The 15,167-nt window shown below is 67.5% G+C and carries 14 protein-coding genes; 8 read left to right on the top strand and 6 right to left on the bottom strand.

Annotated elements, in window-relative coordinates; translation table 11 throughout:
- Positions 1-118 precede the first annotated feature (118 nt).
- A complete protein-coding gene (gene purM / locus GII31_RS04770) occupies positions 119-1,213 on the top strand; it encodes a phosphoribosylformylglycinamidine cyclo-ligase (protein WP_213247285.1) in 1,095 nt (364 codons plus the stop codon).
- 327 nt (positions 1,214-1,540) lie between these two features.
- On the opposite strand, the gene GII31_RS04775 is transcribed toward purM, so the two are convergent.
- Complete coding sequence (locus tag GII31_RS04775) at positions 1,541-1,717, bottom strand: DUF3073 domain-containing protein (RefSeq protein ID WP_213247287.1); 177 nt, start codon at positions 1,715-1,717, stop codon at positions 1,541-1,543.
- Between the two features lie 557 nt (positions 1,718-2,274).
- Positions 2,275-3,453 (bottom strand): CAF17-like 4Fe-4S cluster assembly/insertion protein YgfZ, encoded by a 1,179-nt coding sequence (gene ygfZ / locus GII31_RS04780; protein ID WP_213247289.1) that lies wholly within the window; start codon positions 3,451-3,453, stop codon positions 2,275-2,277.
- A 177-nt stretch (positions 3,454-3,630) separates the two neighbouring features.
- Here ygfZ and GII31_RS04785 point away from each other — a divergent pair, with 177 nt between their 5' ends.
- The 5 genes from GII31_RS04785 (at position 3,631) to cydC (ending at position 10,952) form a co-directional block, all read left to right on the top strand.
- Complete coding sequence (locus tag GII31_RS04785; RefSeq protein ID WP_213247291.1) at positions 3,631-4,497, top strand: aminodeoxychorismate lyase; 867 nt, start codon at positions 3,631-3,633, stop codon at positions 4,495-4,497.
- A 160-nt stretch (positions 4,498-4,657) separates the two neighbouring features.
- A complete protein-coding gene (locus tag GII31_RS04790; RefSeq protein ID WP_213247293.1) occupies positions 4,658-6,205 on the top strand; it encodes a cytochrome ubiquinol oxidase subunit I in 1,548 nt (515 codons plus the stop codon).
- Positions 6,206-6,217: 12 nt separating this feature from the next.
- The gene (gene cydB, locus GII31_RS04795; RefSeq protein ID WP_213247295.1) at positions 6,218-7,315 is read left to right on the top strand and encodes a cytochrome d ubiquinol oxidase subunit II; all 1,098 of its coding nucleotides are present in this window, start codon (positions 6,218-6,220) and stop codon (positions 7,313-7,315) included.
- A gap of 71 nt (positions 7,316-7,386) precedes the next feature.
- The gene (locus GII31_RS04800) at positions 7,387-9,204 is read left to right on the top strand and encodes an ABC transporter ATP-binding protein/permease (RefSeq protein ID WP_246222256.1); all 1,818 of its coding nucleotides are present in this window, start codon (positions 7,387-7,389) and stop codon (positions 9,202-9,204) included.
- On the top strand, positions 9,204-10,952 hold the full coding sequence (gene cydC, locus GII31_RS04805; protein WP_213247299.1) for a thiol reductant ABC exporter subunit CydC: 1,749 nt from the start codon (positions 9,204-9,206) through the stop codon (positions 10,950-10,952). Before GII31_RS04800 ends, cydC begins: the two co-directional genes overlap by 1 nt.
- Before the next feature lie 469 nt (positions 10,953-11,421).
- On the opposite strand, the gene GII31_RS04810 is transcribed toward cydC, so the two are convergent.
- Both GII31_RS04810 and GII31_RS04815 read right to left on the bottom strand, forming a co-directional pair.
- Positions 11,422-12,048, bottom strand: coding sequence for an FABP family protein (locus GII31_RS04810; protein ID WP_213249856.1), 627 nt, complete (start codon positions 12,046-12,048; stop codon positions 11,422-11,424).
- A gap of 89 nt (positions 12,049-12,137) precedes the next feature.
- Positions 12,138-12,266 carry a hypothetical protein gene (locus GII31_RS04815; RefSeq protein ID WP_260840313.1) on the bottom strand — a complete coding sequence of 43 codons (129 nt, stop codon included), beginning with the start codon at positions 12,264-12,266 and terminating at the stop codon, positions 12,138-12,140.
- Between the two features lie 312 nt (positions 12,267-12,578).
- On the opposite strand from GII31_RS04815, the gene GII31_RS04820 reads away from it, so the two are divergent.
- Positions 12,579-13,337, top strand: a complete 759-nt coding sequence (locus tag GII31_RS04820; RefSeq protein WP_213247301.1) for an SDR family NAD(P)-dependent oxidoreductase — start codon at positions 12,579-12,581, stop codon at positions 13,335-13,337.
- Between the two features lie 131 nt (positions 13,338-13,468).
- Complete coding sequence (locus GII31_RS04825) at positions 13,469-13,900, top strand: nitroreductase family deazaflavin-dependent oxidoreductase (protein ID WP_213247303.1); 432 nt, start codon at positions 13,469-13,471, stop codon at positions 13,898-13,900.
- A gap of 70 nt (positions 13,901-13,970) precedes the next feature.
- Here the strand turns inward: GII31_RS04825 and GII31_RS04830 are convergent, their stop codons facing one another.
- Both GII31_RS04830 and GII31_RS04835 read right to left on the bottom strand, forming a co-directional pair.
- The gene (locus GII31_RS04830) at positions 13,971-14,276 is read right to left on the bottom strand and encodes a DUF1416 domain-containing protein (protein ID WP_213247305.1); all 306 of its coding nucleotides are present in this window, start codon (positions 14,274-14,276) and stop codon (positions 13,971-13,973) included.
- Positions 14,277-14,282: 6 nt separating this feature from the next.
- Positions 14,283-15,122 carry a sulfurtransferase gene (locus GII31_RS04835; RefSeq protein ID WP_213247307.1) on the bottom strand — a complete coding sequence of 280 codons (840 nt, stop codon included), beginning with the start codon at positions 15,120-15,122 and terminating at the stop codon, positions 14,283-14,285.
- Positions 15,123-15,167 lie beyond the last annotated feature (45 nt).

Consider the following 15,167-nt stretch of genomic DNA (forward strand, 5'->3'; position numbering starts at 1 on the left):
GTAGCGTATGAGGCGCTGTCGGGCCGGATCCCGCACCGAAGGTGCACGGCTCGATACCGACATGCCCGAGTTCCGCGTGGAACGCGGGGACCGCGAGTGTGACAAGGGGTGCAACCCGATGACCGAGCAAGGCGCTGCCGAAGGAACCGACCCAACCCGTGGCGCGTCCTACGCCGCGGCGGGCGTCGATATCGACGCCGGGGAACGGGCCGTCGAGCTGTTCGCCCCGCACGCCAAGCGGGCCTCGCGTCCGGAGGTGCTCGGCGGTCTCGGGGGATTCTCGGGACTGTTCAAACTCAAGGGCTACCGCGAACCGGTGTTGTCGGCGGCCAGTGACGGCGTGGGCACCAAACTGGCCGTCGCCCAGGCGATGGACGTACACGACACCGTCGGTCGTGACCTTGTCGCCATGTGCGTGGACGACCTGGTGGTGTGCGGCGCCGAACCGTTGTTCTTGCAGGACTACATCGCCGTCGGCAAGGTGGTGCCCGAAACGGTCGCACAGATCGTCAAGGGAATCGCCGACGGCTGCGTCGACGCCGGCTGCGCGCTGCTCGGCGGCGAGACCGCCGAACACCCAGGCCTCATGCACGAAACCCACTACGACCTGTCCGCGACCGCGGTCGGCGTGGTGGAGGCCGACGCGATCCTCTCACCTGATCTGGTGCGTCCCGGCGACGTGGTGATCGCCATGGGTTCGTCGGGCCTGCACTCCAACGGCTACTCGCTGGCCCGCAAGGTGCTCCTCGAATGGGGGCACATGGATCTGCACGGGCACGTCGAGGAGTTCGGTCGCACCCTCGGTGAGGAACTGCTCGAACCGACACGCATCTACGCCCGTGACTGCCTGGCGCTGACCGCCGAGACCGACGTGCGGACCTTCGCGCACGTGACCGGCGGCGGACTGGCCGAGAACCTGGCCCGCGTCATCCCGGCCGGCCTCGTCGCCGAACTGGATCGGCGTAGCTGGGCACCGGCCCCCGTCTTCACGATGATCGCTCAGCGCGGCCGCGTCGAGCAGGCCGAGATGGAGCGAACCTTCAACATGGGTGTCGGGATGGTGGCCGTGGTCGCACCCGAGGACACCGATCGCGCGCAGGCCGTGCTCACCGCGCGGCACGTCGACAACTGGGTTCTCGGGTCGGTCCGGACCGACTCCGAACGTGGCAACGACGGACACGTCGAGTTGGTCGGCGAGCACCCGCGGTTCTGATCTGACGCCTCACCCGGTCGAGGCGCCCCTCACGCTGTGGGGTGTGAGAGGCACACGGGCAATGGCCCCGAAATCCGGCGAGTGGACAACCTCACGGGTTTCGGGGCTCCTGTGTTTCGTGGGGCCGGGGTGTGGATGCGTCCGGGCAATCTGGGTCCTGGGTTACAGGGGTGATCGCCCGGCCGCTCTTCGCACCTCACCCGCGGCTACTGGCGACGAAACACAAGCATCACGCAGCACCCGACCGCCGGCGTGGGAACGCCGGTGTGGGTGCTGCGTGATGTGTTTCTACCCGTTGTGGGAGACGCGCCGATTACGCGTCGAGCCTCAGGCTCGACGCCACTCGTCTTCGTCAAGCCACTCGTCCACCGGATCCGGCCTGCTCGCCGAATCGCCCGAGCCCGAGAGCTCGCGTTGCAAGCTGTCGAAGTCGGTATGGGGAGTGGAGTACTTCAGCTGACGAGCAACCTTCGTCTGCTTTGCTTTCGCCCGGCCGCGGCCCATTTGGGACCCCCTCGCACAATGACGGGGCGGCCATCGGTGTGGCGGCCCCGTTCTGTAGGTAGTGAATCTGTCGTGGTTGCCAGTCTAGCGCGCCGACCCACACAATGTTGATTCCGGCTGCTAAGAGGGAGCCGAACGTGTCGTTCGGGGGCGGACCCCGATGGCACCCCGGTGAACCCTCGGGGTGATCCCGGCGGTGACGAGCAGTGCGTTCGGGCTGCCGACGATTGCGAAGGTCACACCGATCGAGTCGATGCGTGGATTCTCACCGAACCGCTCCAGCTCGTCCGAGTGCTCTCACTGTCCGAGTGCTCTCACCGTCTGAGTGCTCTCACTGTCCGTCTGAGTGCTCTCGCTGTCCGTCTGAGTGCTCTCACTGTCCGAGTGGCGGACCGCGCACGCGTGTGTCGACTCGCCGGATGCCGAAGCTGCCGTGCCCTTATTTGTTAAGGCCATCCTAATTTGGATGACGGCGTCGTCGCCCGCGGCGTCGGTGCACGCGCACGGCGCTCCGAATCGACCCCAGCATGACGGGCATCCAATGGCGGCGATGCCCGTCACCGCGGCCCTTTCCTCAGGCGTTCGACAGCAGCGCGGCCCGCCTGGACGCCGGACTCCTCGATGATCGAATCGGGGTCGATGCTTGCGGCCGCTCCCGCTGCCGTGAGTTCGGTGTCCGCGCCGATGGTGCGTTTGATCAGGGCCAGTGCGATCGGCCCGTACTCGAAATGGTCGATCACGGTGCCGACGCGGCCGACCGTACGTGTACCCGCGGCGACCGGGTCGCCGGGGGCCGGACGTTCGTCGGCGCTGCCGTCGAGATGCAGCAGCACCAGCCTGCGGGGTGGTTTGCCGAGGTTGTGCACGCGGGCGACCGTCTCCTGACCGCGGTAGCAGCCCTTGTCCAGGTGAACCGCGCCGAGTTGGTCGGGTCCGCCGATCCAGCCGGCCTCGTGCGGGATGGTGCGGTCATCGGTGTCGATGTCGATCTCCGGGCGCAGCGCCGCCACCCGCAGCGCGTCGAACGCCCAGCTTCCGGCCATCGTGGCCCCCGCGTCGGTGATGCGTTCCCACCAGTAGGGCAGTAGGGATTCGGGGACCAGCAGGTCGATGACGGGCAGCGGGGTGTCGGAACCGCCGGGGAGGGCGCCCAGCGCAGGCATGCGACGCCAGAAACCGAGCGGTTCGTCGTCGTGATGGGCTTCGGGCAGGTCGTCGGCGGCGTAGACGGGAGCGTCGGGCCCGATGCGCAGCATCTCGGCCACCGGCCCGCTGAGCGCGCCCGGGCCGACGAGCGTGAGCAGCCGCATGTCGGGGCGGGCGACCGGTTCGACCTTCGCCCAGAACACCATCTTCGTCAAGAACGTCAGCAGACCCTCGCCATGGGTGCCCGGGGTGTCGATCCAGGTGATCTCGTCGATGTCGGTCAGGACGAAGTGTTCCTCGACGCGGCCGTTGGCGTCCAGGGACAGGTTCTCGGCGCTGCGCCGGTCGGGGAGATTCGCGATGTGCTGGCTGGAGATGGTGTGCAGCCAGGTCAGGCGTTCCGCGCCGGAGAGTTCGATGACGGACCGGTCGGAGCGGTCGACGACGATGACGCCGGTGGTGGCGGCGCGCTGTTCGCCGAGCGGGTCGCCGTAGTGCCAGGCGGTGGCCGCGATGCCCTCGGGGGGCGTCACGGGTGCGGGGACGGCCCCGATACCGCTGTACCTGCTCAGGATCGGTGACTGGCTCACCATGTCGATCCTACGCACAGCGGGGCGATCCTATGTAGAGCCGGTCGATCCCACGCACAGCCGATCCCGCGCACGCGGTCCGGCCACTGCCGATCGCAGGTGCCCGGCCGCTCGCGGTCCTATGTCGCTCTCCGTTCTATGTCACCGTCGACCGTGCGATCGTGGGATCGTGGGGCGGTGACTGAACGGATTCTGGTGTCCCTGGACGGCGCTGTTCACAACCCCGACCTTCCGTTTCTCTACGCCGACGACCTCGGTGCCGTGCGCGGGGAAGGCGTGTTCGAGACGATGTTGCTGCGTGGCCGTCGGGTGCGGAAGGTCGGGCTGCACCTGGACCGGCTCACCGACGGCGCGCGGCTGCTCGGGCTGCCGCCCGTGGACAGGGCGGCCGCGGCCCGGGCGATCGAGATCGCGACCGGGGAATGGGTCCGGGGGAGCGGGGACGCCGAGGCGATGGTGCGGTTGGCGTATTCGCGGGGCCGGGAATCGGTGCCCGGGGCGGGACCGACCGGGTATGTGAGCGTCGCGCCGATTCCGGAGCGGGTCGCCCGGACGCGTACGTCCGGGGTGTCGGTGATGACCCTCAACCGCGGCTACACCACCGACTTCGCCGCCGACGCGCCCTGGCAGCTGCTCGGGGCCAAGACACTGAGCTTCGCCACCAATATGGCCGCGGTGCGGTACGCGAGCGAGCGCGGCTTCGGCGATGTGATCTACCTGTCGGCCGACGGGTATGTGCTGGAGGGGGCCCGGGCGTCGGTGATCGCGGTGACCGGGCGAACGCTGCTCACCCCGCCCGCCGAGGTGGGGATACTGCCCGGGACCACGCAGCGGGCGATCTATGCCGAGGCGCGACGGTCCGGTTGGGCGGCGACGACGGGACTGCTGACCGTCGACGATCTGCTCGCCGCCGACTCGGTGTGGCTGATCAGCAGTGTGACGTTGGCCGCGCGGATAACTGTGATCGACGGTACGCTGACCGTCACGGGTGACGGGACTGACTTTCTCGACCTGGTGAATCGGTCGGTCGACGGCGACGAATGATTCCGGCGTGCCGGTCATCACATTTAATTCAGAATGATTGAGCCTTAGGTCGCTGTCAGTAATCATCCACCGGGCGTACCGTCGGCCGTATGCTTACTACTTGTCGTAGTAGTGAGTCAGCCCTCGCGCCTTGCGGCGCGCCGACGTCAAGTAGAGGCCCATGAACGCACTGGACGTGTCTCGATGGCAATTCGGGATCACCACCGTCTATCACTTCGTCCTCGTTCCGCTGACCATCGGTCTGGCGCCGATGATCGCCATCATGCAGACGGTCTGGCTCAAGACCGGCAACGAACAGTGGCTGCGGGCCACCAAGTTCTTCGGCAAACTCTTCCTCATCAACTTCGCGCTCGGCGTCGCCACCGGCATCGTCCAGGAATTCCAGTTCGGAATGAACTGGAGTGAATACAGCAGATTTGTCGCCGACGTGTTCGGCGCACCGCTCGCCCTCGAAGGGCTCGTGGCGTTCTTCCTGGAATCCACGTTCATCGGACTGTGGATCTTCGGCTGGGACAGGCTGCCTCGCAAGGTGCACCTGGCCTGCATCTGGCTTGCCGCGATCGGCGTCAACGCCTCGGCCTACTTCATCATCGCCGCCAACTCGTGGATGCAGCATCCCGTCGGCGTCGCCTGGGACGACGAGCGCGGCCGGCCCGCGATGAACGACTTCTTCGCCGTCATCACCAACAACACGACACTCGCCGCGTTCCCGCACGTGATAGCCGGTGCCTGGCTCACCGCCGCCACCTTCGTCGCCGGCATCGGCTGCTGGTGGATGGCCCGCAACACCTGGCGGGCCCGCAAACTCCGTGCCGCCGAGGACATTCCCGTGTCGACCTCACCCAGCCATGTCGGCGCCACCCCCGAACAACTCGACGAGGACGCCAAGCAACTGTGGCGTCCGGTCACCCGGTTCGCGCTGTGGATGGTGATTGTCGCCGGTGTCGCGGTGATCATCAGCGGCGACTTCCAGGCGCAGATCATGTTCAAACAGCAGCCGATGAAGATGGCCGCGGCCGAATCGCTCTGCGAAACAGAGGAAGGGGCCGGCTTCTCGGTCCTGTCGATCGGTCGGCAGAACAACTGCGCCAACATCTCCCACGTCATCCAAGTGCCGAGGATGCTGTCCTTCCTGGCCGACCACACCTTCGACAGTGAGGTGAAGGGCGTCAACGAATTGCAGGAGCAGTACCAGAAGGCGTTCAACACACCGGGCAAGAACTACGCGCCCAACCTGTTCGTCACCTACTGGGCATTCCGCGCCATGATCACCTGGGCGGCCGGTTCGGCACTGCTCGCGCTCGCCGCGCTGTGGCTGACCCGCGGCGGCCGGGTCGTCGGATCACGAAGATTCGGACTGTTCGCGCTCTGGATGATCCCCACCCCGTTCCTGGCCAACGCCTCGGGCTGGATCTTCACCGAAATGGGTCGCCAGCCCTGGGTCGTCGCCCCGAACTGGCAGGACGACCTCGACCCGCTGCGCATCTCGATGCTCGTGCAGGACGGTGTGTCCAACCACGTCGCCGCCACCGTGTGGACCTCGCTCATCGTGTTCACCCTGCTGTACGGCGCACTCGGCGTGGTGTGGTTCATGCTGCAACGGCGCTACGTCATCGAAGGTCCGGCCACCTATGACGCGCGGCCGCCGGGCCACAGCGACGACGACGCAGATTCCGATGAACCCAAACAACTGTCGTTCGCGTACTAGGGGAGCGCAAAGATGAGTCTCGAAAACTTCTGGTTCCTGATCATCACGGTCCTGTTCATCGGCTACTTCGTCCTCGAAGGATTCGACTTCGGGGTCGGGATGCTGATGCCGATCCTCGGCCGCACACACACCGGCGGCGACGCCGAGGTGGCACCCGAGGCCCCCGAAGCCGACCCCGACACCCGGCGGCGCGTGCTGCTCAACACCATCGGGCCCGTGTGGGACGGCAACGAGGTGTGGCTGCTCACCGCCGGCGGTGCGCTGTTCGCCGCCTTCGGCGGGTGGTACGCGACCATGTTCACCGCCTTCTACCTGCCGCTGCTGCTGATCCTGGTGGGCCTGATCGTCCGCGTCTGCGCCATCGAATGGCGCGGCAAGATCAACGACCCCCGCTGGCGCATGTGGTGCGACGTCGGGATCGGCCTGGGGTCGTGGATCCCCGCCCTGCTGTGGGGCGTGGCCTTCGCCAACGTCGTGCGCGGACTGCCGATCGACGCCGACGCCCAGTACACCGGCGGCTTCTTCAACCTGCTCAACCCGTACGGCCTGCTCGGCGGCATCACCACCCTGCTGGTCTTTCTCACCCACGGCGCGGTGTTCCTGGGCATGAAGACCTCCGGGGTGCTCCAGCGGGACGCGATGGACCTGGCCAGAAAGCTGGCGATCCCGACCGCCGTCGTCGCCGCCGTATTCCTGCTGTGGACCCAGTTCGCCTACGGCTCCGGCTGGACCTGGCTCGCGGTGATCATCGCGGCGCTGGCCGCGGTCGTCATGGTGGCCGCCACCTGGGTGGGCCGCGAGGGCATCGCCTTCGCCGCCACCAGCATCGCCATCACCGGAACCATCGCCACCCTCTTCGGGTCGCTGTTCCCCGACGTGCTGCCCTCCACCACCGATGACGCGTACAGCCTCACCATCGCCAACACGTCATCGAGCCACTACACGCTGACCGTGATGACCTGGGCCGCCGCATTCGTCACGCCGGTGGTGATCGGATACCAGGCGTGGAGCTACTGGGTGTTCCGCAAGCGGATCTCGACCGACCAGATCCCGGCGCACACCGGACTGCCCTCGCTGAGGGTCGGGCCGAAGGCCGAATCACTGAAGTGAGCACCCCTCGCGCGAGTCCGCCGATCGATCCGAGGCTGCTGAGGTATTCACCGGCGAGCCGCGTCTACATCATGGTCACCGCGCTGCTGGCATTCGGGACCGTCGTCGCGATCGTCGTCGCCGCGGCGATGACCGCGTCGATACTGTCCGAGCTCGTCGTCGACCCGGCGCGGCGTTCGCTGTCGGCGCAGGCCACACACCTGATCGTGCTGGTCTGTGCGCTGCTCGCGCGGGTGGCGATGACCTTCGGCCACGACCGGTACGCGCACCGGGCGTCGGCCACGGTCATCGCCGAACTGCGGGCCCGGGCACTGGACTCGCTGACCGACCCGGCGCGGACGTCGCCACGCGAATTGCTCGGCCGGCGCGACGAGGCGTCGACGGTACTGCTGCGCGGACTCGACGCGCTCACGCCGTACCTGTCCGGATACGTTCCCGCACTGATTCTCACGGTCACCGTCACCCCGGCCGTCATCGGCGTCATCGGCGTCACCGACTGGCCGTCGGCGCTGATCATCGTACTCACCATCCCGCTGATCCCGCTGTTCATGATTCTCGTCGGGCTGATGACGCGGGACCGGACCGAACGCAAGCTGGCGACGATGTCGCGGCTCACCGCGCAAACCCTCGATCTGATCGCCGGGCTGCCGACATTGCGGGCATTGGGCCGGGCCCGGGCGCAGGCCGGCCGGGTCGCCGAACTCGGTGCCGCACACCGGCGATCGACGATGTCGGCGCTGCGGGTGGCATTCTTGTCCGGGGCGATTCTGGAACTGCTCGCCACCCTGTGCGTTGCGCTGGTGGCCGTCGGGATCGGCGTGCGGCTCGTCCACGGCGACATGAGCCTGTACGCCGGTGTGCTGGCGCTGGTCCTCGCGCCCGAGGCGTATCTGCCGCTGCGGCAAGTCGGTTCGAAATTCCACGACTCCGCCGACGGACTGGCGGCGGCGAACGAGGCGTTCGCGCTCATCGACCCCTCTTCGGCGGCCTCAGTGCCCTCTTCGGCGGCCTCGGTGCCCCCTTCGTCGGTTGAGGTGCCCCCTTCGTCGGTTGAGGTGCCCCCTTTGTCGGTTGAGGTGCCCCCCTTGTTGGTTGAGGTGCCCCCCTTGTTGGTTGAGGTGCGAGGAGCGCAAGCGACGAGCCTCGAAACCTCGCGAGGGGACGATGCCGCCTCACCGTGTTTCGAGGCTCCTCGCCCACGGGCTCGTCGCACCTCAACCGGCGAAGGGGAGGGTTCAGCGGTTGTGGTTGTCGAGGGTTTGGGGGTGTGGGGGCGTGACGGGTGGGCGCCGCGCGGGTTGTCGGCCACGATCCGGGCGGGGCGGCTGACGATGCTCACCGGGCCCAACGGGTCGGGCAAGTCGACGGCGCTGGAGGCGATCATGGGATTGCTCGAACCCGACGAGGGTCGTGTGGTGCGGGCCGATCAGGAACTCGAAGCGTTCCGGCGGCGGATCGCGTGGCTGCCGCAGCAGCCGGTCGTGGTGCCGGGGACCGTCGCCGAGAACCTGACGCTGTTCGCCGACGCAGCACGAACCGATCTCGACGCGGCGGCAGCGGTCACCGGATTCGACGAGGTGCTCGCCGGCCTGCCCGCCGGCTACGACACCCTGCTCGGGGCGGGCGGCGTCGGATTATCGGCGGGTCAGCGCCAGCGACTCGCGCTGGTCCGTGTGCTGGTCTCGTCCGGAACACTGCTGTTGCTCGATGAGCCCACCGCTCACCTCGACCCGGTGTCGGCCGACCGGGTGCTGACCCTGTTGCGCGAACGCGCCGGGCGCGGGGACGCCGTCGTGGTGGTTGCGCACGGGCCGGACGTGCTGCGGCACGCCGACGACATCGTCGAGATGCCCGCCGTCGGAGTCGGCATCGCGGGCGGAGGTAGGTGATGGGCGGGAAGCGCGACGCCGATCGCGGGGAACGATCCGCCGGACACGGCGGGCCCGGCGGTGATCCGCTGGTCCGGGCCTTACGCTTTCTGGGCTTGAGTCGCAGGCCACTGCTGTGGTCGTTGCTGCTGGGCGTCGGCGGAGCGTTGTCGGCGCTCGGGCTGGCCGCGTTGTCGGCGTGGCTGATCACCCGGGCGTGGCAGCAACCGCCCATCCTGTACCTGTCGGTTGCCATCACCGCGGTTCGTGCCCTGGGAATCTCGCGTGGAGTGCTGCGGTACCTGGAGCGCCTGGCCACCCACGACCTGGCGTTGCGGGCGATGGCGAATGCCAGGGAAAGGTTGTATCGGGTTCTGGCGCAGGGTGATCCGGGATACTCGGTGGGACTCAAGCGGGGTGCGCTGCTTTCGCGCACAGGCGACGACATCGACGAGATCGGCAACGCCCTCATCCGGGGGATCATCCCCATCGGCGTCGGTGCGGTCACCGGTATCGCCGCGGTCGTGGTGATGTCGCTCGTGTCATTCTGGGCGGCGGGGGTTCTGCTGGTTGCTCTGGTGGTGAGCGGTGGGGTGGCGCCGTGGCTGGCCGCCCGTGGTTCGGCCCGGTCGATCGCCGACTCTGCGGCGGCGACGGCGGCATCGGCCGATGCCGCCACCACTCTCCTGTGGCATGCACCCGAACTGGTCGTCGCCGGTCGTCGCGATGTCGTGCTCGCGGCGGCTGCCAGGGCTGACCACGACGCGATGCGGGCCGCTGATCGCGGGTTCGCCCGGCAGGCAGCCGCGGCCGCCGCCACACCGCTGGCGCTCGGAGTGTCGTTGCTGGCCGCCTGTCTGATCGGCATCGACCTCGCGTCCGGCGTGTCGGGGTCGCTGGCCGGGGTCTCGTCGACCTCCGGTGAGCTGACGCCGATGGTCCTGGGTGTGCTGATCCTGTTGCCGCTGTCGGCATTCGAGAGCACCGCACCGCTCACCGAGGCCGGGCTGCAACTCGAACGCAGCAGGCAGAGCGCGGCCCGGGTGATGGCACTGGTCGACGGTGCCGGTGCGGACGAGGGCGCGTCGGATCGGACGACTGATGTGACGGTGTGCCCGGGGCCGATCACGGTGGTATGCGACCGGCTCGACTGGGGCCGGCGCGGCGGTCGGGCGCTGGGGCCGCCCGGTGGTCTGAGCCTCGAATTGTCGCCGCGATCACCGATGGTGATCACGGGACCGAGCGGGTCGGGGAAGTCGACACTGCTGATGACGTTGGCCGGTATTATCCCGCCGCTCGGCGGTACTGTCAGCGCACGTACGGAATCGGGTGATGAGGTCGATCTACGTTCGGCCACCTGTTATTTCGCCGAGGAAGGGCATATCTTCGCGACCAGTGTGCGGGAGAATCTGCTGGTGGCCCGCGGGGACGCCACCACCACGGAGCTGGAGTCGGCGCTGGCTGCCGTGGGCCTGGCCGAGTGGGCCGGCAATCTTCCGGAGGGGCTCGACACCGTGCTGGACGGTGGGAGCGAATCTGTCAGCGGTGGGCAACGGCGGCGGTTGCTGCTCGCCCGTGCGCTGATTCATCCGGCGCCCGTCGTGCTGCTCGATGAACCGGTCGAACATCTCGACGCCCGCGATGCGGACACCATGTTGCGCGCGCTGATCGACCCCGTGGGCATGTTCGGACCGGACCGAAGTGTGGTCGTGGTGACCCACCATCTCCCGGAGGGGATGACCGCCGACCTGACTCTCGGCCCGCTCTGACGTGGCCCGCAGAGCTGAGGCGTACCTGGAGCGCGACGGTGGGTGATGCGGCGCAGGTTGTGGCAATGGTGAACCCGGACAGCGGAATCGGTGTGGATGATGCCGTCTCGGTCACGGCCGGACGACCGCTGCACTTCGTCGGCGAAAACCCGTTGCGTGGGATCGTCGGCCGGGCGTAGGTTGGCGATACACGAGAAAGGAGGTGATCCGAATTGATTGACAATCGGACAAGTGAGGTGGCCATCCGCTGAGGCGGATCCGACCACACCCTGAGGTGTTGGACCCTGGTTCGCCGAGGCGAATCCCAGATGGTCACCCGGCCTCCGTACCCCGACCGTCCGTCGGCTCGGCTTCCCCGTGGGAGCGGTACGGGGGCCGATCTGTATCCCTGCCGATGTGCGGATTCCGGGATGTGCGGATTCCGGCTGTCAGGATTCCGGGTGGGGCGGGATTACGGGTGCCGGGCCGATCAGCCGACGTGACGGCGGAGCTTGGCGGACAGGCGGGGGATGAGGTCGCCGTCGGGGTCGATGCGCTCCTCGACATAGGCCAGATCGCCGTCGGGAACCAGCCCGTAGAGGCGTTTGGCGCCGCCGGTGTGTACCCCCGACTCGGCCTTGATCACCACGTCGGTGCCCAACTCCCACGAGGTCTGGGTGCGGGGTTTGCCGTAGAACAACTCGACAGAGCCCTCCGCGTGGGCCAGGAGCAGTTCGATCGTGTCGTCATCGCCGATGCGCCAATAGCCGGTCTCGCGCAGGTCGGGACCGACGAAGGCGGCGTCGTCATCGATAACCCAGGAGCGGGACTCCCAGTTGAGGAAGTTCTGGCCGTCGTGGCTGACGACGATCTGCTGGGAGAAGTGATAATCGTCACCGGTGATCAGGTCGTGGCCCTCGCCCTCGCCGCGCCACACGCCCACCAGCGGCAGCAGGCCCAAGAGGCCCGGATGCAGATCGGCACCCTCGCGGAGATTGGCGGTGTCGGTGGGCAGCGGCAGATCCTCCCAGGTGGGGACGTTGCGTTCGCGGCTGCCCGATTCCAGTGCCCTCGCCTCGGCATCGGCCACGGCCGCATCACCTGAGCGGCGCGGCATGTCCGAATCACGCGGAACATCCGGACCGCGCCGATCGCCCGAGCTGCCCACTGGCTGATCGGGGAGGCTGCCGTCGTCCGACGGGCCGGTCACGATTCGTCGTTGACCAGGCGGAACAGCACGTAGACGGCGAACCAGGTGATCAGCACGGAGGCGAGCACCAACAGGATTTCGAAGAAGATGACCACGGCCGTGAGTTTACCGCCGGTCCTGCGCATCGACCGAATTAAGGGTGGGCTCACTCATGAGGCGGGCCGTCGGCGACGACGACGAGAAGATCGAATCCGCGTGTCTGCCCGGACCCGGTAGTCGACGCCGTGGTCACTGAGTGTCTTTGCCGGTGCTCAGACCCGCGATCCCGGCACCGATGACGGCGTCGGACGGGGTGGGGGAGGACGGGTGGGGTGGTGGGATCTCGTGCTGCGACTCACCGAATGCCTCCCGGGGGGATGTGACGTGCAACACTGGTGAGAATCTGACAGCTGTCAATGTCAATTGTCATCGGTCACAGTGGGAAGGTGTGTTCGCTGATGAGTGCTCGCAACGCCGTCGTGATCGGGGGCGGATCAGGTATCGGCCGCGCCGTCGCCGCAGGTCTGGTCGAGGACGGCTACCGGGTCACCGTCGCCGACCGCGACGAGGGCAACGCCGCGACCGTCGCCGCCGAGATCGGTGCGGTGTCGGCGCGGGTCGACGTCACCGATGAGTCGGGCGTTGAGGCGCTGTTCGCCGACGCCGCGCGCGGTGGTGAACTGCACGCCGTTGTCAACACCGCCGGTATCAGCAGCTGGGGGCCGATGATCGACCACGACGTGCAACTGTGGCGCGACGTGCTCGAGGTCAACCTCGTCGGTGCGTTCATCGTTCTCAAACACGCCGGACGTGCCGTCGCCGACGGCGGCTCGCTGGTGTCGCTGGCATCGCTCAATGCCCGCCAGCCCGGCGACGGACTGTCGGCCTACTGCGCGTCGAAAGCAGGGCTGGCGATGCTCACCCAGGTCGCCGCGCTGGAACTCGCACCCCGGCGTATCCGCGTCAACGCGATCGCACCGGGACTGGTCATCACCCCGCTCACCGAGGGTCTGCAGGCCATCGACGGTATTGAGGGAGACTATGTCGAGAACACCCCGCTGGGGCGTTCCGGTACGCCCGAGGAGATCGCCGGCGCCGCGCGCTACCTGTGCTCGGACATCGCCGCCTGGATTACCGGGGAAGTCCTCGACATCAACGGTGGAGCCCACCTCATGCGCTACCCGCAACTCGGCAAACACCTCGCGGCGTTCCTGTGAGCCGATATGGGCGGGGCTCGCGGGCCTGATCGCGTATGTTCCCGTCCGGATCGGGGGACACGTCCGTCGCCCGCAGGACGGCATGCGGGGCACGATGGGGACAGTGGACAACATACCGAAGGGACCCGACGATGGGCTCACGCAAACATCCGAACGACACCCCCGAGACACCGATGCTGCTGCCGGGCAAAGTCGAAGATCTGGTCAACGAATACTTCGCGCCATTCGCGAACGCCACCGCCAAGAAGCTGCCGTTCTTCGGCGTCGTCAAACACCTCGGCCGGACCTCGGGGAAGACCTACGAGACACCGGTCAGCACGTTCCGCCGGGGCGACGTGCTGGCCATCGGACTGGTGCACGGCAAGACGAATTGGGTCAAGAACGTGCTGGCCGCGGGGGAGGCCGAGGTGAAACTCGCCGGTGGCGTCCGAACCAGAGGCCAGGTGGTGCGCATCACCAACCCGCGCATCGTGCCGGTCGGCGCCGACGCGCCCGAACTGCCGAAACGGGCTCAGGGACTGCTTCGGCGTTCGGCCGTGTTCGCCGCCGACATCACCGTCTGACCACCCGCATCAGGACGCCGAAAGGCCCGGCCACCGTGAGGTGACCGGGCCTGTTCGGTACAGCCAAGTACTATTTGGCGACCGTGATGTTGTGTTCGTGAACGCCGGGACCATCCGGGCTCACGGTCACGTTGCCGTTGCCGACCGAGCTGAGCGCGCGCAGCGTCCAGGTACCCGGAGCGGCGAAGAACCGGAAGTCGCCCGTCGCGCTGGCCACAACCTCAGCGGTGAACTCGCCGGTCGAGTCGAGCAGCCGGACGAATGCGCCGGCGACGGGAGCGCCCGCGGCGTCGGAAACGGTGCCGAGCAGCACGGTCTCCTTCTCCACGTCAACGCCGGCCGGCAGCTTCTGGCCCTGTTTGGGTGCACCACACATAACTGATTACTTTCCTTCTCCGAGTTCGACCGGCACGCCGACGAGCGAGCCGTATTCGGTCCAGCTGCCGTCGTAGTTCTTCACGTTCTTGTGGCCCAGGAGCTCCTGGAGCACGAACCAGGTGTGGCTCGAACGCTCGCCGATGCGGCAGTAGGCGATGGTTTCCTTCTCACCGTCGAGGCCGGCCTCCTTGTACAGTTCGGCGAGATCCTCGTCGGACTTGAAGGTGCCGTCCTCGTTGGCGGCCTTGCTCCACGGCACGTTGATGGCGCCGGGGATGTGGCCCGGACGCTGGCTCTGCTCCTGCGGCAGGTGCGCGGGAGCGAGGATCTTGCCGGTGAATTCGTCGGGCGAACGCACGTCGACGAGGTTCTTGACCCCGATGGCCTCGACGGTCTCGTCGCGGAACGCGCGGATCGAGTTGTCGGGTTCGGCGGCCTTGTACTCGGTGGCGGCGCGGGTCACGGCGTCGGCCGACAGCGGGCGACCGTCGAGTTCCCACTTCTTGCGGCCGCCGTCGAGCAGCTTGACGTCCTGGTGGCCGTACAGCTTGAAGTACCAGTACGCGTAGGCGGCGAACCAGTTGTTGTTGCCGCCGTACAGGACGACGGTGTCGTCGTTGGCGACGCCGCGCTCGGACAGCAGGGCCGAGAACTGCTCGCGGTTGACGAAGTCGCGGCGGACCTGATCCTGCAGGTCCTTCTTCCAGTCGAGCTTGATCGCGCCGGGGATGTGGCCGCCGTCGTAGGCGCTGGTGTCCTCGTCGACCTCGACGAAGACGGTCTTGTCGGCGGTGAGGTTCTGCTCAGCCCAATCGGCGCTGACCAGGACGTCGGAACGTGCCATTGTGGTGTCCTTTCGGAAGACGGAGACGTCTTCGGATTTCTTCAG

Source organism: Gordonia pseudamarae (assembly GCF_025273675.1).
GTDB classification, from domain to species: Bacteria; Actinomycetota; Actinomycetes; order Mycobacteriales; family Mycobacteriaceae; genus Gordonia; species Gordonia pseudamarae.

What these genes read in the sequence shown, in the direction of transcription:
- purM (WP_213247285.1), top strand. Translation starts at nt 119, where the DNA reads ATGACCGAGCAAGGCGCTGCCGAAGGAACCGACCCAACCCGTGGCGCG.
- GII31_RS04775 (WP_213247287.1), bottom strand. Translation starts at nt 1,717, where the DNA reads ATGGGCCGCGGCCGGGCGAAAGCAAAGCAGACGAAGGTTGCTCGTCAG.
- GII31_RS04790 (WP_213247293.1), top strand. Translation starts at nt 4,658, where the DNA reads ATGAACGCACTGGACGTGTCTCGATGGCAATTCGGGATCACCACCGTC.
- cydB (WP_213247295.1), top strand. Translation starts at nt 6,218, where the DNA reads ATGAGTCTCGAAAACTTCTGGTTCCTGATCATCACGGTCCTGTTCATC.
- GII31_RS04800 (WP_246222256.1), top strand. Translation starts at nt 7,387, where the DNA reads ATGGTCACCGCGCTGCTGGCATTCGGGACCGTCGTCGCGATCGTCGTC.
- cydC (WP_213247299.1), top strand. Translation starts at nt 9,204, where the DNA reads ATGGGCGGGAAGCGCGACGCCGATCGCGGGGAACGATCCGCCGGACAC.
- GII31_RS04810 (WP_213249856.1), bottom strand. Translation starts at nt 12,048, where the DNA reads ATGCCGCGCCGCTCAGGTGATGCGGCCGTGGCCGATGCCGAGGCGAGG.
- GII31_RS04815 (WP_260840313.1), bottom strand. Translation starts at nt 12,266, where the DNA reads ATGCGCAGGACCGGCGGTAAACTCACGGCCGTGGTCATCTTCTTCGAA.
- GII31_RS04820 (WP_213247301.1), top strand. Translation starts at nt 12,579, where the DNA reads ATGAGTGCTCGCAACGCCGTCGTGATCGGGGGCGGATCAGGTATCGGC.
- GII31_RS04825 (WP_213247303.1), top strand. Translation starts at nt 13,469, where the DNA reads ATGGGCTCACGCAAACATCCGAACGACACCCCCGAGACACCGATGCTG.
- GII31_RS04830 (WP_213247305.1), bottom strand. Translation starts at nt 14,276, where the DNA reads ATGTGTGGTGCACCCAAACAGGGCCAGAAGCTGCCGGCCGGCGTTGAC.
- GII31_RS04835 (WP_213247307.1), bottom strand. Translation starts at nt 15,122, where the DNA reads ATGGCACGTTCCGACGTCCTGGTCAGCGCCGATTGGGCTGAGCAGAAC.